The sequence below is a fragment of the Planomonospora sp. ID67723 genome, assembly GCF_015711605.1.
Taxonomy (GTDB): domain Bacteria; phylum Actinomycetota; class Actinomycetes; order Streptosporangiales; family Streptosporangiaceae; genus Planomonospora_A.
Genome location: NZ_JABTEZ010000005.1, coordinates 322,098 through 339,867, shown reverse-complemented (window position 1 = coordinate 339,867; position 17,770 = coordinate 322,098). Strand labels below are relative to the sequence as shown.

The window sequence follows — 17,770 nt, the reverse complement described above, 5'->3', positions numbered from 1 at the left end:
GCACGGCCCTGCGGGAGCACGCGACGGGGCCGGGCGCCCGCCCCGTGGCGCCCGGCCCCGCGGAGCCGTGCGGCGTCACGCCGTACGGCTCGCTCCTCCTAACCGATCAGGTACTTCATGATCTTCTTGATCGCGGCGGCCCGTTCGGTGTCGCTCGCCACCTGCTCCAGGCCGAAGCCGAGGAACACGGTGTCCTTCGTGGTCACGGCGGCCGTCTTGTCGGCCTGGGCCCTGGCGAAGTCACCGGCTCCGGCCGGGCTGCCGGCCGGCGGGCCGGGCACGGACCAGGCGCCGAGCCCGGACTCGAAGCCCTCGGCGTCCAGGTTCCCGCCGGTGGTGGTGACCCTGGCGTCGTCCACGAACGCGCCGACCCCGCCGGTGCTCGGGTCGGTCACGTAGCTGACGGAGACCTCGACCTGCTTGCCCGCGTAGGCCGACAGGTCGAAGGCCACCTGCCGCCAGCCGCCCGAGTCGCCGGTGAGGGCGTTCCACGACCCGCTGGTACCGGTCGCCGCGCACGGGGTGCCCGGAGTCAGGTAGCGGGTCAGCCACGGGTGCTCGTCCAACAGGAAGCCGGCCTCGCACTCGGTCGGCACGGTGGTGGTGGTCCCGCCGTTCAGGTCGGGCAGGGTCGTCCAGTCCTCCTGGCCCACCGTGTGCGCCTCGATGATGACGTTGTCGTAGCCGGCCTCGGTGTTGTAGGAGAGCTGGAACTCCAGCTTCGGCTGCTGTGCCGCCGCCACCGACGACAGGTCGACCGTGCGGGTCAGCCGCATGTACGCGTCGTCGGCGTGCGGGCCCGCGACGTACCAGTCGCCCTCGGCCGGGTCGAAGGGCCCGGTGGCGCCTTCGTAGGCCGCCGAGGCCGAGCTGGTGAACTGCGGGAACTCCTCCGGTGGCAGCGCGTCGCTGGTGACCTGGAGGCTGCCGGCCTCGTCCAGCGGGTTGTCGGCCACGGCCGGGCCGCCGAAGGTCGCCCCGGTCCCGGTCAGCGGGGCGCCGGTGCCGGTGAACCCGGTCGGTCCGGTGCGCGGGGTCCGGCCGTATACGCCCATGTAGTACTGGGCGAAGTCGTCGGCCAGGATCAGGCACTCCTCGAAGAAGCCGTCGACCGTGGTGACGACGCAGTCGGCGTCCGGCGCGCCGTCGAGGCCGTAGTAGATGCCACCGAGCGAGGTGCCGAAGAAGCCGTAGTAGGCGGCGGTCTCACCGGTGTGCAGCAGCTTGCCGCCCTCGTTGAGATAGTCGCGGATCGAGATGGTCAGGTCCTGCTGGGACCGTTTGACGTCCATGTCCGGCAGGGGGCCGAACGGGGTCTGGGTGACCACGTCCTGGTCGTCCATCGCCAGCCGGTCGTCACCCAGATACCAGGCCACCGCCTTGAAGTGGCCGAGCACGCCCAGATGGTGCGGGACGCCTTGCTTGTCGGCGTCCCACGTCTCGGAGGAGTAGCCGGCGGTCTGCAGCGCCTGCCGGTACTGCGCGGCGTACTTGGGCGCGGTCACCGAGTCCGGGTAGTCGGGGTTGCGGCCGGTGTAGTCCTCGTTGGCCAGCACGAGCACCTTGGCCGTGCTCTTCTTCTCCAGCGTGTAGGTGAAGTGCCCGCTCTCCACGGTCCCGGTCCCGGGCTTGAACCCGGTGAACCAGACCTCGACCTTGTCACCCGGCTTCGCGCCTCGCACCGTGGCGCGGTACTCCGCGAAGTACTCGTCGTTCTCGTCGCCGTAGCGCTCGCCTCCGTCCCACTCGCTCAGCGGCCGGATCTGGGCGGGCCCGCCGTTGATCCGGAAGCGCATGAGCTTGGCGAGCAGCGACCGGCGGGCGGTGACCGCCACCGGCTGCGGGTCTCCGTAGGAGACGGTGAAGCTGTCCGGCCGGAAGTCCGGCACGGTACGGCCGACCGGGGAGACCGGCCGGTCCGGGGTGTGGGCGGACGCGGCGACGGAGAGCGCGAGCGGGATGTTCTTGGCGAACTCGGCCTGGATCAGCGCCTCGCTGTCGGGGAAGGTGAAGCCCAGGCCGCCGGCGCAGTCCTCGATCGTCCACTCGTCGTCCGGGACGCTCTCCGCCGCGACCTCGCAGGTGCTCATCTCCGGAGTGATCGACAGGGCGCCGCGCCTGTTGGTCATGTGCCCGTCGGTCTCGCCGTTGGTGGTGTAGAGCTCGGCCCCGATGTCGGGGTCGTAACCGGGTACGGCGGGCGTCGCGTCGTCGCCGAGCAGCGCCTCGAAGATCAGGTCGTCGGGCGAGGGGGTGGCCTGCTGCCAGCCGATGCCGTACAGCAGCAACTGCGCGGCCGAGTGGTAGTTCATCAGGTAGGTGAAGCGCACCCGCCTGGTCAGGTCGTCGAGGGCCCTGGTCTCGGGTTCGGACTGCGCGCTCGGGCCGCGGTAGGTCAGGCTGACGGGGTTGGGCGAGGAGCCCTCGTTGTCGTAGCCCCACTTGTAGCCGAAGTTGCGGTTCAGGTCCACGCCGTCGGCGCTGGTGGTCTGCCCGTCGCCGTCGTTGTCGCGGAGGTTCTTGCGCCAGAGCCGGTTGCCCTCGGTGAAGCTGTGGTCGTAGCCGTCGGGGTTGGCCACCGGCACGAACCACAGCTCGGTGGTGTCGACCAGCTTGGTGATCTCCGGATCGGTGCCGTAGCCGTTGAGGTAGTGCAGCAGGAGCCTGCGGACCATCTCCGGGGTGATCCACTCACGGGCGTGCTGGGCTGCCAGGTAGAGCGTGGCCTTGCGGGAGCCGTCCCTGAGCTTGCGGGCGTTCTTGGTCAGCTTGATCGCGGTGAGCCGCTGGCCCTTGACGGTCGTGCCGAAGTCGACGACCTTGGCGATCTCCGGCTTGGCGTTCGCCGCGGTGACGATCTGCTCGCGGATGCCGCCCGCGCCGCCGTACGTCTTGAAGACGCCGTCGCCCTTGGCCGCCGCCCGCTTCTGCGCGGCCCGCTGGATGCTCAGCCCGAGACCGCGCCTGGTGAGCTGCTCGGCCTGGGCCGCGCCGAGGATCACCTCGACGAGGACCTTCTTGCCGTCCGCTGACCTGGCGAGCCGCAGTTCCTCCCGGTCGACCCCGGATTCCACCATCGCCGTGAGCTGCTCCAGGGTCAGTTCCCCGGTGTAGACGTGGATTCCGTCTCCCGCGTCCGGTGGGTCCGGCACCGCCGCCGCCGGCAGGGACACGGCCATGCTCAGCAGCATGGCCGTGATGGCGAGAACAGCTAATCTCGCACGTTTCATTGCAACCTCCGCACATCCCCCGAAACACAGGAATGTGCGAAATCTCCGTGGCGTCCGGAGCCCTGTCAACGCCGCCCGATCTCCTGACCACATGTGGCCAGCAGGGGTTTTGGGCCTTCCCGTTTCACCGTTGGTGTGCGGGTGCGCAGGCCGGTACGGCTGTCGGTGGAATGGCCGATATTTCTGCGTCCGGCACGATACAGGGAGACCCGTCAGACATGATCAGCGAGTCCGCTATTCTCCCGCTATGCCCGACAGGGAGGACTTCACGGCGCGTTACCGCCTGCTACGGGAACTCGGCAGCGGCGGGATGGGCACCGTCTGGCTGGCCAGGGACGAGATGCTCGACCGCGAAGTCGCGATCAAAGAGCTGAGGCTGCCGCCGGGGATGGACGACGCCCGGCGCGCCGACCTGGTGACCCGTGCCGTGCGGGAGGCCCAGGCCACCGCCCGGATCCGCCACCCGTCGGTCGTCGCCCTGCACGACGTGGCGGTGCACGACGGCAAACCGTGGATCGTCATGGAACTGCTGCGCGGCGACAGCCTGGCCGGCCTCGTCGAGGAGCGGGGGCCGCTGCCGCCGCGACAGGCCGCCGCACTCGGCGCGCAGCTCCTCGACGGGCTCGCCGCGGCTCACGCCCGCGGCATCCAGCACCGGGACGTCAAGCCGGGCAACGTCTTCCTCACCTCCTCCGGACGCGCCGTCCTCACCGACTTCGGCATCGCCAAGCTCACCGGCGAGTCGACTCTGACCCAGACCGGGCTGCTCATCGGCTCGCCCGGTTTCATCGCCCCCGAACGTCTCGACGGCGAGCCCGGCGGTCCGGCCTCGGACCTGTGGTCGCTGGGGGCCACGCTCTACTACGGGGTCGAGGGCGTCGCCGCCTACGAGGGCGAGCCGGTGGTCAGGCTGAGCGCGGCGCTGAGCGGGCGGATCAGGCCGCCGCGGCTCGCGGGCCCGCTGGAGCCGGTCCTCGCCGCGATGATGGCCAGGGAGCCGGCGGCGCGGCCGGACGCGGGCACGGCGCGGTGGCTGCTCACCCAGGTCGCCGAGGGCCGTGTCCCCGAGGGCCGTGTCTCCGGAGACCTCCCCGGCGCGCAGCCCCCCTCCGCACACGCTTTCCCGACCCCGACCCCGACCCCGACCCCGACCCCGGCCCCGCCGGGCCCACTGCCGGATCCGCCCGCGACCCCGGAGGGCACGGCCCCGCCCGCCGCGCGGAGCAGGTCCCGGCTCTGGATCGCGGTGGCGTCCGCGGCCTGCCTCGTCGCCGCGGCGGCGGGCGCCGCGGTGCTGTTCCTCGGCGGGAACGGGGAGCGGACCGCGTTCACCGGTGCTGTGGACTTCTGCTCGCTGCTCACCGCCGCGCAGGTCCGCGAGATCACGCGTGTCCCCCGGCCGCCGGCCGGCGCGCCGTACCAGGGAGGCTGCGCCTGGACCGTCCAGGGCAGCGGGGTCGCCCTGGTCCCGCACGTCGACGACACCACCGCGCAGCCGTGGGCGATGAGCCCGGATGCCGCGCGGGAACTGCTCGCCGCCCGCGGGAGGTCGTACGAGCAAGCCCAGTCGCTCACCTGGGAGTGGAAGGAGATCGGGGCGGGCCGCCTGCCGGCCACCGCGACGCCCCGGCGGGCGGTGCCGGAGCTGGGCGAGGACGCGTTCGCCCACGATCTGGCCTCCGATACCGGTGCGACGCACACCGGCGCCGTGTACTTCCGGGTCCTCAACCTGGTCGTCGAGGCCCGGTACTCCACGCTCTCCGACGAGCCCACCGACGCCGACATCAGGGACGGCGCGCTCAAGGCCGCGCGCTGGGCCCGGGCGGCCCTGCAGAACGGGAAATGACGGGACCGGAGATGACCGAGCGGGGAACGAGCGGGACCGGCCGGATACTGGCGGGCAGATACCGGCTGCTGGAGCGGCTGGGCGAGGGCGGCGCGGGCACGGTCTGGCGGGCCCGTGACGAGATGCTCCGCCGCGAGGTCGCGGTCAAGGAACTGCGCGGCGGTCGCGGATTCACCGAGCGCGCGATCCAGGAGGCCAGGGCCGCGGCCCGGGTGAACCATCCGGCCATCGTCATGGTCCACGACGTGATGACGGACGGCGGGCGGCCGTGGATCGTGATGGACCTGGTCGGCGGGGACTCGCTGGACCGGGTGATCGACCGGGAGGGACCGCTCCCGCCGCATCAGGTCGCCGCGATCGGGTTGCGCCTGCTGGACGCGCTGGAGGCGGCGCACGCCCACGGCATGCTCCACCGCGACGTCAAGCCGGGCAACGTCCTGCTCGACGAGGACGGCACGGCGATGCTCGCCGACTTCGGCATCGCCGTGCCGATGACCGGTGAGCTGAGCCTGGCGAGCCGCGCTGGCTCCGCCGGGTACACGGCCCCGGAGCGGCTGCGGGAGGAGCCCGCGGGACCGCCGTCCGACCTGTGGGCGCTGGGAGCGACGCTGTACGCGGCCGTCGAGGGGCGCGCGCCCTTCCACCGCGACCACCCCGCCGCCGTCGCCGCCGCGGTGCTGATGCGTGAGCCGCCCGCCCCGGAGCGCGCCGGCCCCGAGCTCGGCGGGCTCCTGCTCGCGCTGCTGGCCAAGGACCCTGACGGACGCCCGGCTCCCGCGGAGGTCCGGCGGGTCCTGACCGGCCTCGCCCGCGCGGGCCAGAGCTCCGGTACGGCCACGGCGCCGGTCGCGGGCGGGATTCCCGTCACCCGTCCCGGCGTGGACGGGGTCCCCACCGTCGCCGTCGGCGGGTATGTTCCGCCGCCCCGGGCCCCGGGGCGCCGCCGCGGGCTCGTGTGGATCGCCGGGGCGGCCCTGCTGGCGGCCGTGGCCGCCGGGACGGTGATCACCTGGCGTACGTCCACGTCGGCCACGTCCGCGGCGGGCGGCGCGGACGGCGGACGGTTCGCCACCGCGCCGGAGGCCTGCGACCTGCTCTCCGTCGAACAGGCCCGCGAGCTGATCGGCCAGGTCACCGACCCCAGGATGACCAAGGCGGACGAGTGCACGTGGAACGAGCCCGCTGGACGCCGCTACCGCTGGATCACCGTGCAGGCGCAGGCCGTACCCGCCCAGGCCGGTACCGGCGCGACGGAGGCGGCCAGGCTCCTGTTCGAGCGGCGGAGGCAGGAGGCCGCCTCCGCCACCGGGAAGGACGAGCTGTTCGGCCGCCAGACGTGGTCTCCCGTCCGCGCCGTCCCCGGCGTCGGCGACGAGGCGTTCACCCAGGACTACTTCAGGGTGGGCGACAACATCTCCAGGACCGTCTGCACGACCTGGCTCCGGGTCGGCAACCTGATCGTCAGGATCGAGTGGGTGCGCGCGGAGGACGGCGGGGTCACCCCGGCCGACCAGCGGGCCGTACAGCGCGCGGCCGAGGCGGTGGCGGTGGAGCTCGGCGCGGCCACGCCCTCCGGCGGGCGGTCAGAGCCCTCCGCGGAGCCGTCCGGATCGCCGGAAGAGTGAACCATCGTCCGTTCATCCGACTCCTAGTACAGGAGATCTCGTGAGCCACGACCCCGTTCCCCCGACTCCCCCGTAGGAGGCTCCATGAGCCACGACAGTCCCGAGCCCCCCACCACGCAGGTCCGGTGGACGGCCACCGTGCCGTCCGCCGCCCCCCGCCGAGGCCGGTCGCTGGTCCCCGTCGTGGCGGGCGTGACCGCCCTCGCCGTCGCCGGAGGCGGCGTCGCCTACCTGCTGACCCGGTCCGACGGCCCGCAGGATCCGGTCCCGGCCCCCGCCGCCTCGGCCACGCCCGCGGCCCGTACTCCCGCCGGGCCCATCAACGCCTGCGCCACGATCGACGCGTTCGAGACCGACCGCCTCGTCCCGCGGGGGAACCCCGTCGAGTCCACCCGGGACAAGCGGGACACGGAACCGGGCTACATCACCTGGAGCTGCAGCTGGCAGAACCTCGACTACTCCTTCGGGGAGTACAGCCGGCAGCGCGAGATCACCGTCGAGATCACCCAGCACCAGCCGCAGAAGAACGACACCGCCGACACCGTCTCCCGGACGGACTACGGCCATGACCTGAACTACCACCAGTACCTGGAGCACCATCCCAGCAAGGAGGCCTACTACTCCCCGGTGCTCCAGCTTCCCGGGATCGGCGACGAGGCGCACGCCCAGTACACCTGGTACAAGGGGAAGACCCCCAACGCCTTCGGCGAGGGGTTCAGCCGGATCGGGGACGTCACCGTCGAGGTGAAGTACCAGGCCAGTCAGCAGCGCAAGGACCTGCCCATCTTCACCACCACGGGCAGGCAGGCGGTCACCGAGGAGAACGCGCTGCGGGAGGTCAAGCTCCTGCTCGGGCAGGTCTCGCAGTCGGTCGCGGCGTGGCGGCAGGGCAGGCCGTACGCGCGCTCGACGCCCACCCCGACCCCCACCGGCCCCACCCCGACGCCCACGCCGGTGCCCATCGCCCTGCCCGAGACGTGCGCCGCGGTGGCGCCGGTCGCCACCCCGCTGGTCCCCGGCGCGGCGACGAAGTCCGAGCGCACGCAGGACGGCGGCAGGACGATCGTCACCTGCCGGTGGAACAACCGGGAGGTCCCCGCCGCGAAGGGGGTCGGGATGCGCACGGTCTTCGTCAACTTCACCACCTTCACCAACCGGGCCGGGGCTCCGGACACCGGAGCGGCCAAGCAGTACTTCATCGACCTGCGCGCCAAGGCCAAGGAGTGGGAGGGCAGCGGGTTCCAGGGGCTCTTCTACTACAAGGTGACCGAACCCAAGGGCTGGGGGGAGCGGGCCTACTACCAGTACCGGAAGAACCGGACGCCGAGCGTGCACGCGGGCATCGCCGACAGCGCCGTGCTCGTCGGCCCGACCGTGATCGAGGTGACCCACGGCGGCTCCGAGCGCCCCAAGGGAGCACCGATCAACTCTCCCAAGTCCGTCCTCATGCCGCAGAAGCAGGCCGTGGCGGGGCTCCTCCCGGTCACCGAGGCGGTCGTCGAGGCCTTCCGGCGGACGGGGATCGAGTAGCGGTGGCCTCCCCTCCGCTCCCTCCGCACCCCGCCCCGCCCGCCGCCGGGCCCCGGCGGCGCTGGGCCGCGCCGGTCGTGGCGGGCGCCACCGCGCTCGCCGTCACCGGCGGCGTCGCCGTCTACCTCGCGGCCCGGCCGGACTCCCCCGGGAGCCCGCACGCCGCGGGAGCGTCCGCCGCTCCCGCGGCGCGGACCCCGAGGGCGGCTCCCGGCGTCTGCGCCATGATCGACGCAGCCGAGGTCGGCCGCCTCATCCCGCGGCCGGAACTCGAGCGAGACAGCCGCGACGACTCCCAGAAGACCACCTGGGGCTGCTCCTGGCGCGGGGACCACAGTTCCCCCGACGGCCGCACCGCGCACGGCGTGATCGAGCTCGTAGTCACCCGGCACAAAAGCGACCATGACAGGAGCGCCGTCCGAATCTCCCAGGACAGCTACGGGTTCGGCCTGCAGAGCGCCCAGCGCCTCGCGGCCGCTCCGGCCAAGATCTACCGCTACTCCCGGCCGGTACGGCTCACCGGGGTCGGCGACGGGGCCCACGTCCGGTCCTCCTGGCCCCTGTCGGACAGCAGCGGGATCGCCTCCGGGGAGGGGTTCGGCCGGGTCGGGGACGTCACCCTCACGGTGAGGTACGACCGCCACCTCCGGGGCCTGGCGGCGGGGTCCGTCACCGAGAAGAACCTCCTGAGGGAGACCGGGCTCCTGCTCCGGCAGGCGACGGAGTCGGTCGCGGCGTGGCGGGAGGGCAGGCCGTACACGCGCTCGACCGCCGTCCCGGAACCGTCTCCCACCCCCACCTCCACCGCCACGCCCACACCGGTCCCGATCGCCTTCCCCAGGACCTGCGCCGCGCTGACCCCCGCCGTCACCCGGCTGGTCCCCGGTCCGGAGACGGGGGCGGGACGTACGCGGGAGCCCGACCGGACGGCCGTCAACTGCTGGTGGGAGAACCCGGACATCCACGGTTCGAGGGGCCTGCGGCTGCGCGCCGTCTCGGTGAACGTCGTCTCCTTCACCGACCGGGCCGGAGGACCGGACCCAGAGGCTGCCCGCCGGCACTACGACGAGCGGTACGCGCGCGCCGTGCGGCTGCAGGGCGAGAGGAAGGACCCCGCTTTCCCCGGGGTCACCTACGGCCGGGTCGCCAAGCTGAACGGGCTGGGCGCGGCGGCGTACTCCCAGTACCGGGAGCACCGGACGCCGGACCTGCGGGCGGGGGCCGCCGGTTCCCTCGTCCTGACCGGCTCCACCGTGATCGAGATCGTCTACGCGGGCTCCGAACGGCCCGCCGGCGCCGGGGTCGACTCCCCCGAGTCCGTCCTGCTCCCGAGGCAGGCGGCCGTCACCGGCCTCACCTCGCTCTCCGGGGCGGTCGTCCGGGCCTTCCGGCAGGCGGAACCCGGCTGAGACGTCGCGGGGGACACGGCCCGCTCCCCGGAGGACACCCGCCGGGAATGCCCCGGCGGGCCCCCGTCGCGTCGGGGGTCCGCCGGGCGTCCGGCCGGGGAGGTCAGCGCAGCGGCACCGAGAGCCGGGAGGGGTCGTCCTCCGGCGAGGAGAAGGTGACCTTGGCGCGCGCCGGGTTGCTCTCCTTGTACGCCGGATCCACCGTGTCGACGACCAGTGCCAGGCGGTGCCCGGCGGACACGTCGTAGGCGGTGCTCTGGAACGTCACGTCGGCGGCGAACGGCACTCCGGGCCGCCTGCCGGTGAACCCGTACGGCGTGTGCGCGATCAGCCGGCCGACGCCGAGCGCGTCCACGTCGTACAGGTAGGCGAAGAGCGTGCCGTCGGCGGCCGTGGGCGTCAACGTCACGTGCAGCCGGGCGGCGCCGCGCACCTGCCGGTCCTCCGTCAGCTTCGGGGTCCTCCATATCCCGGCGTGGGTGCGCAGCAGCGCCGGGAACGGGACCATGGGCGGCAGCTTGGCGAGCTGCTCAAGCGTGGGCGAGGCGAAGATGAGACCGGAGGAGGCGCCGGAGTCGAGCCCGGTGCGGATGGTGGTCGTCCACCCGGTTCCGGCGTCCGGGTCCAGCTTGCCGTTGCGGAGCCAGTCCTCGTCGCCGAGCCGCAGCTCCAGCCGGGATCCGGCCAGACCGGCCCAGCTGGGGTAGGTCTCGTAGCCGTCCTGGAGCTTGGGCTGGACCACCACGGGGCCCTCGCGGTCGATGCCGTTGTCCGCGCCGGCCAGGTGGTGGGCCAGCCAGTCCCGGGCGTCCCGCCACGCGTCGTTGGGCAGCCCGACCAGGCCGAGTCCCTCGGTGGTCGCGTGGTCGCCGGGGCGCATCTGGAGCAGCTTGGGACCGGTGAGCCGGTCGAAGAAGTCGCCGACCTGGTTGGGCGGGAAGATGCTGTCCCCCCAGGCGTTGGAGATCATCACGGCGGTGCCGTTGGCGTTGATCCGGTCGACGTGGGCGGCGGCCGAACGGAGGCCCGCCCAGTCCATCACCTTCTGGATGTTCTCTCCCCGGTAGAACTCGTCGAGCATCTCCTCCAGCTCAGGTGAGGGTCTGCCGGTGATGCGGCCGGCCACGTCGAGCAGCCCCGCCGCCATCAGGTGCTGGGTGCCGCCGCCGTACAGGGACTCGGTCAGGTCGGCCCAGCCGCTCATCGCGGCCACGGCCCTGATCCGGGGGTCGGCGGCGGCGCCCAGCAGGCTCAGGCCCGCACCGTAGGAGACCCCGGCCGCGCCGACCCGCGCGGGGTCCGCCGGAGTGCCGGCCAGGGCCCAGTCGACGACCCGGGAGACGTCGCCGATGTCGTCCGCTCCCGCCACCCCGATGGTGCCGCCGGACCCCCAGAATCCGCGCGGCACGTACGTCACCGCCACGAAACCCTGCTCGGCCAGCTTCTTCGCCTGGGCGAGGTACTCGATCTGGGGCATCGCCCACGACGTCGGCAGGATCACCACCGGGGCCGGATGAGCGGCGTCGGCCCCGGCGGGAACGAACACGTTCCCCTTGAGGACGACGTCGGCCGCGACGGGGATCTCCACGGTCCGGAACGACGGTTCGGCGACGGCGGAGACGGCCACCGCCGGGGGTGCGGCCGGGCTCACCGCCGCGGAGGCCGGTGCCCCGAGGGCCGCGACCATGAGAATCGCGGGCAGCGACGCCGCAGCGACATAGAACCTGTTGCATTTAGGGCGTGAGGAACGGGCGGGGGGAAGACTCACTCAAGGTCCCTGAATCCAGGCCCACACGGACTCTCCGCATTCCAGGCATGGCGAGCAGACCTGTTGGCGGCCGGATCCGCAGACGGGGCGATCGAACGGAGGCTCCGCGGACGGACCGGCGAAGTGAGTGGAATGTAACCCGTTCTATTACTCGCCAGTAAGTAGTCAGGTATTACGAATCAATGACAAAGGGAACGGGCGGGCCGCGTCTCCGCGGACCCGCCCGCTCCCGGTGGTCCCGTCTCCCGGCCGGAGGCCCGGAGATCGTCGTGGTCAGGCCGTGACGAGAGTGGTCGTCAGACCGTGACGGGGGTGGTGGAGCCGACCCTGTCGGCCATGTTCAGCGCCCAGCGCATCCGGGCCGCGTAGGTTTCGGGATGGTCGCCGGCCTCCTGCGCCACGCAGGCCACACAATCGGCGAGATCCTCGTGGCAGGCCCGCAGCCGCTGCTTGACGGCCATGCGGACCTGGTCCGGCGAGGGGTCGTCGGATGCCTGCAACGCGGAGGTGAAGAGCACCTGTGCCAGCTCGGGCACGCTCATCGTGATCGGCATCGCATGCCTCTCTCCCCGGGGATCGCCGGGTCCCGTAGGTCCCCGGTGGCGCCCCGTCTCATCGTTTATGTCCCGCTCACAGCTCCATCATGTCGAACGCCACTGACATTTTCGGAGTTCCTGCACCCGCCCGCGAACTCCCAGAATGCCCACCGCCCAGCGGTCATACCTCCCCGCGGAACCCGACCCGCCCACGAGCGAAGGCCCGTAACGGCAAAGACCCAGGTCGGACGACCTGGGTCTTTGATCGGTGCGCCGCCAGGGACTCGAACCCCGGACCCGCTGATTAAGAGTCAGCTGCTCTAACCAACTGAGCTAGCGGCGCTTGCGATGGCCCAACTCTAGCAGCACCGCCAGGCGAAACGCACATCGCGGAGAACACCCGTCACGGGACGCGGCCGGCCGCAGGGGCGGAGGGCGATCCGTGCGAGGGTCTCCGGACGGTTCTCCCCCACATAGATACGGAGCCGGACGGTTCCCCCAACCGTCCGGCTCCGCCTCTACTTTGCGGGCCTCTCCTTCGCCTCCCCCAAGACTCAGGCGGCTCCGCTCAGAGACGCGATCCCCCGCGTCCTGTTCCGGTGAAAGCTTGTGGGTCACCCGGCATACGCCCCGTGTGTGTCACTGCGGGGCCTGCCGGACCTCTTGACCTACTTCAACGCTACAGAACCGATTGCAACGAGCACGTCATCCGCAGGTTGATTCTGGGCCTACAGCCGGAGTTGACCCGGTATACCCGGGCCAACGGACCGGGTCCGCCCCGTCACTCGGGCAGTTCCAGGACGACCTCGGTCTGGTTGCGCAGGGCGCTGCTCACCGTGCAGTACTTCTCCTCGACCCGGTGGGCGACCGCCCGGAAGACCTCGTCGGCCTTCTCGTCGCCTTCGGGCAGCTCGACGTCGTACGTGACGGTGATCGGGCCCAGCTTCGAGGTCTCGACCTTCTCGGCGTGGACGGTCATCGCCAGGCGGACCAGCCGGTGGCCGCGCTGGGCGGTGAGCGGCTCGACGGTGACGATGTTGCAGCCGCCGAGCGCGGCGAGCAGCAGTTCCACCGGGGTGAACACCCCCTGCTCGTCCCCTCCGCCCATGGCGACCTCCGCCCCGCGGTCGTTGCGCGCGACGTATCCGCTCTCGGTCCGCTCCACGTTCACCGACGCCACGACATGTCCCCTCTCATCGCCTGCCGATCACCCTACCGGCGGCCGGCGGGCCGAGCAGGACGGCCCCTGCCGCCGAGCGGTCAGGCGTCGGGATGCTTGGACAGATATTCGATGTAGAACGGACGCAGCGCCTCGCCGAGATCCCCGTGCCCCGACGCCATGGCGTCACTGAGCAGGGCCGAGACCCGGCTGAGGTCATTGGCCGCCTCTTCGCTGTTCCCGCTGACCACCTCTGCCGCGGGGATCACCTTGAGCAGCTCCCACAGGAACCCGAAGTCTCCGTGACGCACGGCGTAGTTCACCGACCGCTCGTGCAGCTCCTGTGCCGGCAGCGCCTCCAACTGGTCCGTTTTCACTAAACCCACCCCCTTATGCCCCCTCTGCCCGCAGATCCGGGTGATCATTCACGATCCGCGCGTCTGGCGAGCATCCCGCCTTCGCCGCCCCCCTTCCGAGATCGCAGAACGGCTTCCGCCACGGGACCTCCGGAGTGTCTAGTGTCTTGGTGTACACGTGCCCCACCGCCGTGAAGACCGACCGCCCATCCGACCAACCTCTCGAGGACGCCCCAGCGTGAAGATCATCGTCAAAATCCTCATCGTGGCGGCCGCCCTGTGGGCGGCGACCCAGCTCGTGGACGGCATCACCGTCACCGGCGACACCACCACCAAGAACGTCCTGACCCTGCTCGCGGCCGCCCTGATCTTCGGCCTCGTCAACGCGGTCCTCAAGCCGATCATCAAGACCGTCGGCTGCGCGTTCTACGTCCTCACCCTCGGCCTGTTCGCCCTCATCGTGAACGCCGGGCTGCTCCTGCTCACGAGCTGGATCGCCGCCCAGCTCGACCTCCCCTTCCACGTGAACGGCTTCTGGGCCGCCTTCTGGGGAGCGATCATCGTCGGCGTGGTGAGCTGGCTGCTCGACCTGGTGCTCGGCGACTGAGACCGCGCTGGGACCGCCCGGGAGCGGAGGCCTCCGCACGGCGCCTCCGCACGGCGGCCCCGCACGAGGCATCCGCCCCGGCCCGCCCCCCGCGGGCCGGGGCGTCCGGCGGCTCCCCGCACCGCCGCCGGGATCCGGCACCCGGTCAGGAGCGCCCGATCAGGAGCGCCTGATCAGGAGCGCCTGATCAGGAGCGCCTGATCAGGAGCGCCTGATCAGGAGCAGAGCGCGGTCTCGAGCATGGCGTCCACCGCCGGCCCGGCCCCCTCGGCGATCGGCGTCGCCGACAGGGCGATCTGGCGGGTGCCGTCCGGCGAGGTGAAGGCCATCGTGGCGTAGCCGAGGATGCCGCCGCTGTGCCCCAGCGCGGCGCCACAGGACAGCTTGGTGACGTGCAGTCCCATCCCGTAGTCGTTCTTCCCCGTCTCCTTCATCTCCCGCAGCCCGTCGGGGCCGAGCAGCCTGCCGCCGAGCAGCGCGCGGTAGAACCGGTTGAGGTCCCTGGCGGTCGAGATCATCTCCCCTGCCGCGCCCGCCACCGTCGGGTCGAGCCTGGTGGTGTCGACGAGGACCTGCTTGCCGTTCTTCTCCACCGGCACGTACGCGTGGGCGTGCGGGCCGCCGATGCCCGGGCGGCTCCCCGGCACCCGGGTGTCCCTCAGCCCCAGAGGGCTCAGGATCCGCCGCTCGACCTCCTCGCCGTACGGCCGGCCGGTCACCTTCTCGACGACCATGCCGAGCACGATGTAGTTGGTGTTGGAGTACTCGAACTTCTCGCCCGGCGGGAAGCTCCGCGGCAGTCCCTCGGCGATCGCCACCTGCTCCTCGGGCCTCCAGGTGCGGTAGCGGTCCTTGAGCAGGCCGGAGGGCTGGAACATCTGCGAGGTGTAGTCCGCCAGGCCGCTGGTGTGCGTGAGCAGCTGCCTGAGGGTGACCCGGTCGCCGTCCTTCAGCAGTCCCGGCAGCCACTTCTCGACGCTGTCGGTCAGTTCCAGCCGCTCCTCGCCGACGAGCTGGAGCACGACGGTCGCGGTGAAGGTCTTGGTCACGCTGCCGATGCGGAAGTATCCGCCGGCCCGCGGCGTCCGGGAGCCGTTCGCGGTCACCGTGCCGCCGGCGCCCCGCCACACCCCGTCCGCGGTGCGGACCTCGGCGATCGCGGAGACCGAACCGTCCTTGACTATCTTGTCCAGCGCCGCCTGAAGGCCGGTTGTGTCCCCGCTGCCGGCCGGGGCGCTCCCGGACCGCTCACCGGTGCCCGCCAGGGCGGTCCCCACCAGGGTGACGGCCAGCATGGACGCGGTCAGGCCGGCGACGACGCCGGCTCTCCTGCTGTTCACGTGCTCCTCCGATCCGGGCACCGGCTTCCGGTCCCCGGGAACCAAGATCCGGCACCGGGAGGCCCGGGGCATCGGAGCGATCACCTATCACGACCCTGAATTCTCGCGGCTCCCTCGGTCCGCAGGAGTAGGCCTTTCGGCCATCAGGCGCGGGCCGTACGGCGGGGGCCGGCGGGGCGGGCTCAGCCGGAGCCGACCGAGCCGCGCTCGCGAAGGTGGGGGGACTGGACGATGCGGCGGCGGTGCGGCCTGCCGTCGACGGCGCCGACGACCATGCGGACGGCGGCGCGGACGATCCCGTCGATGTCCCAGTCGACCGTGGTCAGCCCCGGGCTGAGCAGCCCGGACATGGGATGGTCGTCGTAGCCCATCACGGCCACCTCGCCCGGGATCGCCAGCCCCCGTCCGGCCGCCGCGGCGTACACCCCGTAGGCGATCGAGTCGGCGAAGCAGAAGAACGCCCGGTGCCCGGCGGCGAGCGCCCGGTCGGCGGCCTCCGTCGCGTCCGCCAGCGCCTGCGGGGCGGTGACGACCTCGATGTCCAGGCCCAGCCGCTCGGCCTCCGCCAGGACGTGCACGTCGGCGGGACGGTCGGGGGTGCTGTCCCGGGTCGGGGTGAGCACGGCGATCCGCCGGTGCCCCCGGTCGCCCAGGTGCTCCAGGGACAGGGTCACCCCCGTCCGGTTGTCGAACACGACCTCCCCGGCCGTCCGGGCCCCGGCCAGCGCGTCGCCGATCGCCACCACCGGAAGGCTCTCGCACATCGAGGCCCAGAACGGGCTCGCCGGGTCCACCGGCTGCACGATCAGCGCGTCCACCCGCTGGTCGCGGAGCTGCCCGGCCAAAGTGCGCTCCCGCGCCGGGTCCCCCGCCGCGTCCAGGATCAGCGCGTAGCGGTCGTTGTCCTTGAGCGCGCGGCCGATGCCCACGGCCAGGGCCTGCTGCCAGAGGTCCTCCAGGGAACCGCAGAGCAGGCCGATCATCCCGGTCCGGCCGCTGGCCAGCGCGCGGGCGATCGGGTCGGCCTCGTAACCGAGCTCGGCGGCGGCCCGGCGGACCCGCTCGATGGTCTCCCCGGAGACCTGCATGCCGCGCAGGGCATAGGAGACGGCGGCCGGGGAGAGACCGGTGGCCTTGGCGACCTCGCGGATCGTCGCGCGTTTGCGTGGCTGCGGCACCCGGCAAGCTTATGCCTCCCCTCTGACACCGGAACGCCGGAATCCGCGCCCGCCACGCGGCTCCGCGCCCCCCGCCGGGGCCCCGCGGCGCGCGAGCCGATTGACACGCCTTCAGGTGAAGCGGTTCACTGAAACGGTTCACCGAACTGCATCGCCAGATCGCGCCGAGGCCAGAAGGGTTACCTGTATTGTAGGTAGGGAATAGGCAGAATGGAGGAGGGGGAATGACCGTCGACGTGCACCAGCACCTCTGGACGCCCGCGTTCACCGACGCGCTCCGGCGCCGTACGGCACCGCCCCGCCTCGACGGCTGGACCCTCCATCTGGACGGCGAGCCTCCCTACGAGGTGGATCCGCGCGACCACGACCTCGCCGCCAGGCTCACCCTCAACGCCGGCCTCGACCTGGCGCTGGTCTCGCTGTCGAGCCCGCTCGGCGTCGAATCCCTGCCGCCGGAGGAGGCGTGGCCGCTCATCGGCGCCTACCACGACGACGCCCTCGCGCTCCCCGCCCCCTTCGGGGCGTGGGCCGCGACCTGCCTCGCCGACGCCGACCCGGCACGGCTGGGCGCGGACCTCGACCGCGGCCTCGTCGGCCTCCAGCTCCCGGCGACGGCCGTACGGACCGAGGAGGGGCTGCGGAGCGTGGCTCCGCTGCTCGACGTGCTGACCGGGCACGACCTGCCGCTCTTCGTCCACCCCGGTCCTGCGGGATGCTCGCCCGAACATGCGCAGAGCCCCGGCTGGTGGCCCGCGGTCGTGCCGTACGTCCAGCAGATGCACGCCGCGTGGTTCGCGTTCGCCGCCTTCGGCCGCCCGCGGCACCCCGAGCTCCGGGTCTGTTTCGCGTTGCTGGCCGGTCTGGCCCCGCTCCACACCGAGCGGCTGCTCAGCCGGGGCGGCGGAGGCCGGGGACCGGTGGACCCCCGGGTCTTCGTGGAGACCTCCTCCTACGGCCCCCGGGCCGTCGACGCGACGGTGCGCGAGCTGGGCGTCGACGTCGTGGTGAACGGCTCCGACCAGCCCTACGCCACCGCTCCCGACCTCGCACCCGCCCTCGGTGCGGCCGCCCGGCACGCCGTGACCGTCACCAACCCCAACCGCCTGCTGAACCGGGAGGAGTCTCGCACGTGAACCAGTCCCAGGGCCCTGAGCGCTGTGCGCTCTCCGCGTCCCCCTTCTCACCG

General features: G+C 72.3%; 13 protein-coding genes and 1 tRNA gene. 6 read left to right on the top strand and 8 right to left on the bottom strand.

Translation table 11 applies throughout. The features are described from left to right. Window positions 1–98: 98 nt before the first annotated feature. A complete protein-coding gene (locus tag HS041_RS32370; RefSeq protein ID WP_196444661.1) occupies window positions 99–3,179 on the bottom strand; it encodes a M14 family metallopeptidase in 3,081 nt (1,026 codons plus the stop codon). A 298-nt stretch (window positions 3,180–3,477) separates the two neighbouring features. On the opposite strand from HS041_RS32370, the gene HS041_RS32365 reads away from it, so the two are divergent. From HS041_RS32365 to HS041_RS32350, 4 genes are all read left to right on the top strand, one after another. Next, window positions 3,478–5,076, top strand: a complete 1,599-nt coding sequence (locus HS041_RS32365; protein ID WP_196444660.1) for a serine/threonine-protein kinase — start codon at window positions 3,478–3,480, stop codon at window positions 5,074–5,076. A gap of 11 nt (window positions 5,077–5,087) precedes the next feature. Next, the gene (locus tag HS041_RS32360) at window positions 5,088–6,701 is read left to right on the top strand and encodes a serine/threonine-protein kinase (RefSeq protein ID WP_196444659.1); all 1,614 of its coding nucleotides are present in this window, start codon (window positions 5,088–5,090) and stop codon (window positions 6,699–6,701) included. Window positions 6,702–6,785: 84 nt separating this feature from the next. Beyond that, window positions 6,786–8,231, top strand: a complete 1,446-nt coding sequence (locus tag HS041_RS32355) for a hypothetical protein (RefSeq protein WP_196444658.1) — start codon at window positions 6,786–6,788, stop codon at window positions 8,229–8,231. A gap of 2 nt (window positions 8,232–8,233) precedes the next feature. Beyond that, window positions 8,234–9,640 carry a hypothetical protein gene (locus tag HS041_RS32350; RefSeq protein WP_196444657.1) on the top strand — a complete coding sequence of 469 codons (1,407 nt, stop codon included), beginning with the start codon at window positions 8,234–8,236 and terminating at the stop codon, window positions 9,638–9,640. Between the two features lie 103 nt (window positions 9,641–9,743). Here the strand turns inward: HS041_RS32350 and HS041_RS32345 are convergent, their stop codons facing one another. The 5 genes from HS041_RS32345 to HS041_RS32325 form a co-directional block, all read right to left on the bottom strand. Further along, window positions 9,744–11,327, bottom strand: a complete 1,584-nt coding sequence (locus HS041_RS32345; protein WP_230880058.1) for a CocE/NonD family hydrolase — start codon at window positions 11,325–11,327, stop codon at window positions 9,744–9,746. Window positions 11,328–11,704: 377 nt separating this feature from the next. Then, a complete protein-coding gene (locus HS041_RS32340; protein ID WP_196444655.1) occupies window positions 11,705–11,962 on the bottom strand; it encodes a hypothetical protein in 258 nt (85 codons plus the stop codon). Between the two features lie 251 nt (window positions 11,963–12,213). Further along, window positions 12,214–12,287: transfer RNA gene (locus HS041_RS32335), tRNA-Lys, on the bottom strand. A gap of 438 nt (window positions 12,288–12,725) precedes the next feature. Then, window positions 12,726–13,124 carry an OsmC family protein gene (locus HS041_RS32330; RefSeq protein WP_196444654.1) on the bottom strand — a complete coding sequence of 133 codons (399 nt, stop codon included), beginning with the start codon at window positions 13,122–13,124 and terminating at the stop codon, window positions 12,726–12,728. A gap of 80 nt (window positions 13,125–13,204) precedes the next feature. Beyond that, window positions 13,205–13,480 (bottom strand): hypothetical protein, encoded by a 276-nt coding sequence (locus tag HS041_RS32325; protein WP_307845546.1) that lies wholly within the window; start codon window positions 13,478–13,480, stop codon window positions 13,205–13,207. Between the two features lie 217 nt (window positions 13,481–13,697). On the opposite strand from HS041_RS32325, the gene HS041_RS32320 reads away from it, so the two are divergent. Then, window positions 13,698–14,066 carry a phage holin family protein gene (locus HS041_RS32320; protein ID WP_196444652.1) on the top strand — a complete coding sequence of 123 codons (369 nt, stop codon included), beginning with the start codon at window positions 13,698–13,700 and terminating at the stop codon, window positions 14,064–14,066. 215 nt (window positions 14,067–14,281) lie between these two features. Here HS041_RS32320 and HS041_RS32315 read toward each other — a convergent pair whose 3' ends face one another. Both HS041_RS32315 and HS041_RS32310 read right to left on the bottom strand, forming a co-directional pair. After that, window positions 14,282–15,406 (bottom strand): serine hydrolase domain-containing protein, encoded by a 1,125-nt coding sequence (locus HS041_RS32315; RefSeq protein ID WP_196444651.1) that lies wholly within the window; start codon window positions 15,404–15,406, stop codon window positions 14,282–14,284. A gap of 182 nt (window positions 15,407–15,588) precedes the next feature. Further along, the gene (locus HS041_RS32310) at window positions 15,589–16,584 is read right to left on the bottom strand and encodes a LacI family DNA-binding transcriptional regulator (protein WP_196444650.1); all 996 of its coding nucleotides are present in this window, start codon (window positions 16,582–16,584) and stop codon (window positions 15,589–15,591) included. Window positions 16,585–16,808: 224 nt separating this feature from the next. On the opposite strand from HS041_RS32310, the gene HS041_RS32305 reads away from it, so the two are divergent. After that, window positions 16,809–17,717, top strand: coding sequence for an amidohydrolase family protein (locus HS041_RS32305; protein WP_196444649.1), 909 nt, complete (start codon window positions 16,809–16,811; stop codon window positions 17,715–17,717). Window positions 17,718–17,770: the final 53 nt, after the last annotated feature.

Coding starts and splice junctions, on each gene's coding strand:
- HS041_RS32340 (WP_196444655.1), bottom strand. CDS start 11,962: ATGCCGATCACGATGAGCGTGCCCGAGCTGGCACAGGTGCTCTTCACC.
- HS041_RS32370 (WP_196444661.1), bottom strand. CDS start 3,179: ATGGCCGTGTCCCTGCCGGCGGCGGCGGTGCCGGACCCACCGGACGCG.
- HS041_RS32345 (WP_230880058.1), bottom strand. CDS start 11,327: ATGGTCGCGGCCCTCGGGGCACCGGCCTCCGCGGCGGTGAGCCCGGCC.
- HS041_RS32360 (WP_196444659.1), top strand. CDS start 5,088: ATGACCGAGCGGGGAACGAGCGGGACCGGCCGGATACTGGCGGGCAGA.
- HS041_RS32365 (WP_196444660.1), top strand. CDS start 3,478: ATGCCCGACAGGGAGGACTTCACGGCGCGTTACCGCCTGCTACGGGAA.
- HS041_RS32305 (WP_196444649.1), top strand. CDS start 16,809: ATGACCGTCGACGTGCACCAGCACCTCTGGACGCCCGCGTTCACCGAC.
- HS041_RS32355 (WP_196444658.1), top strand. CDS start 6,786: ATGAGCCACGACAGTCCCGAGCCCCCCACCACGCAGGTCCGGTGGACG.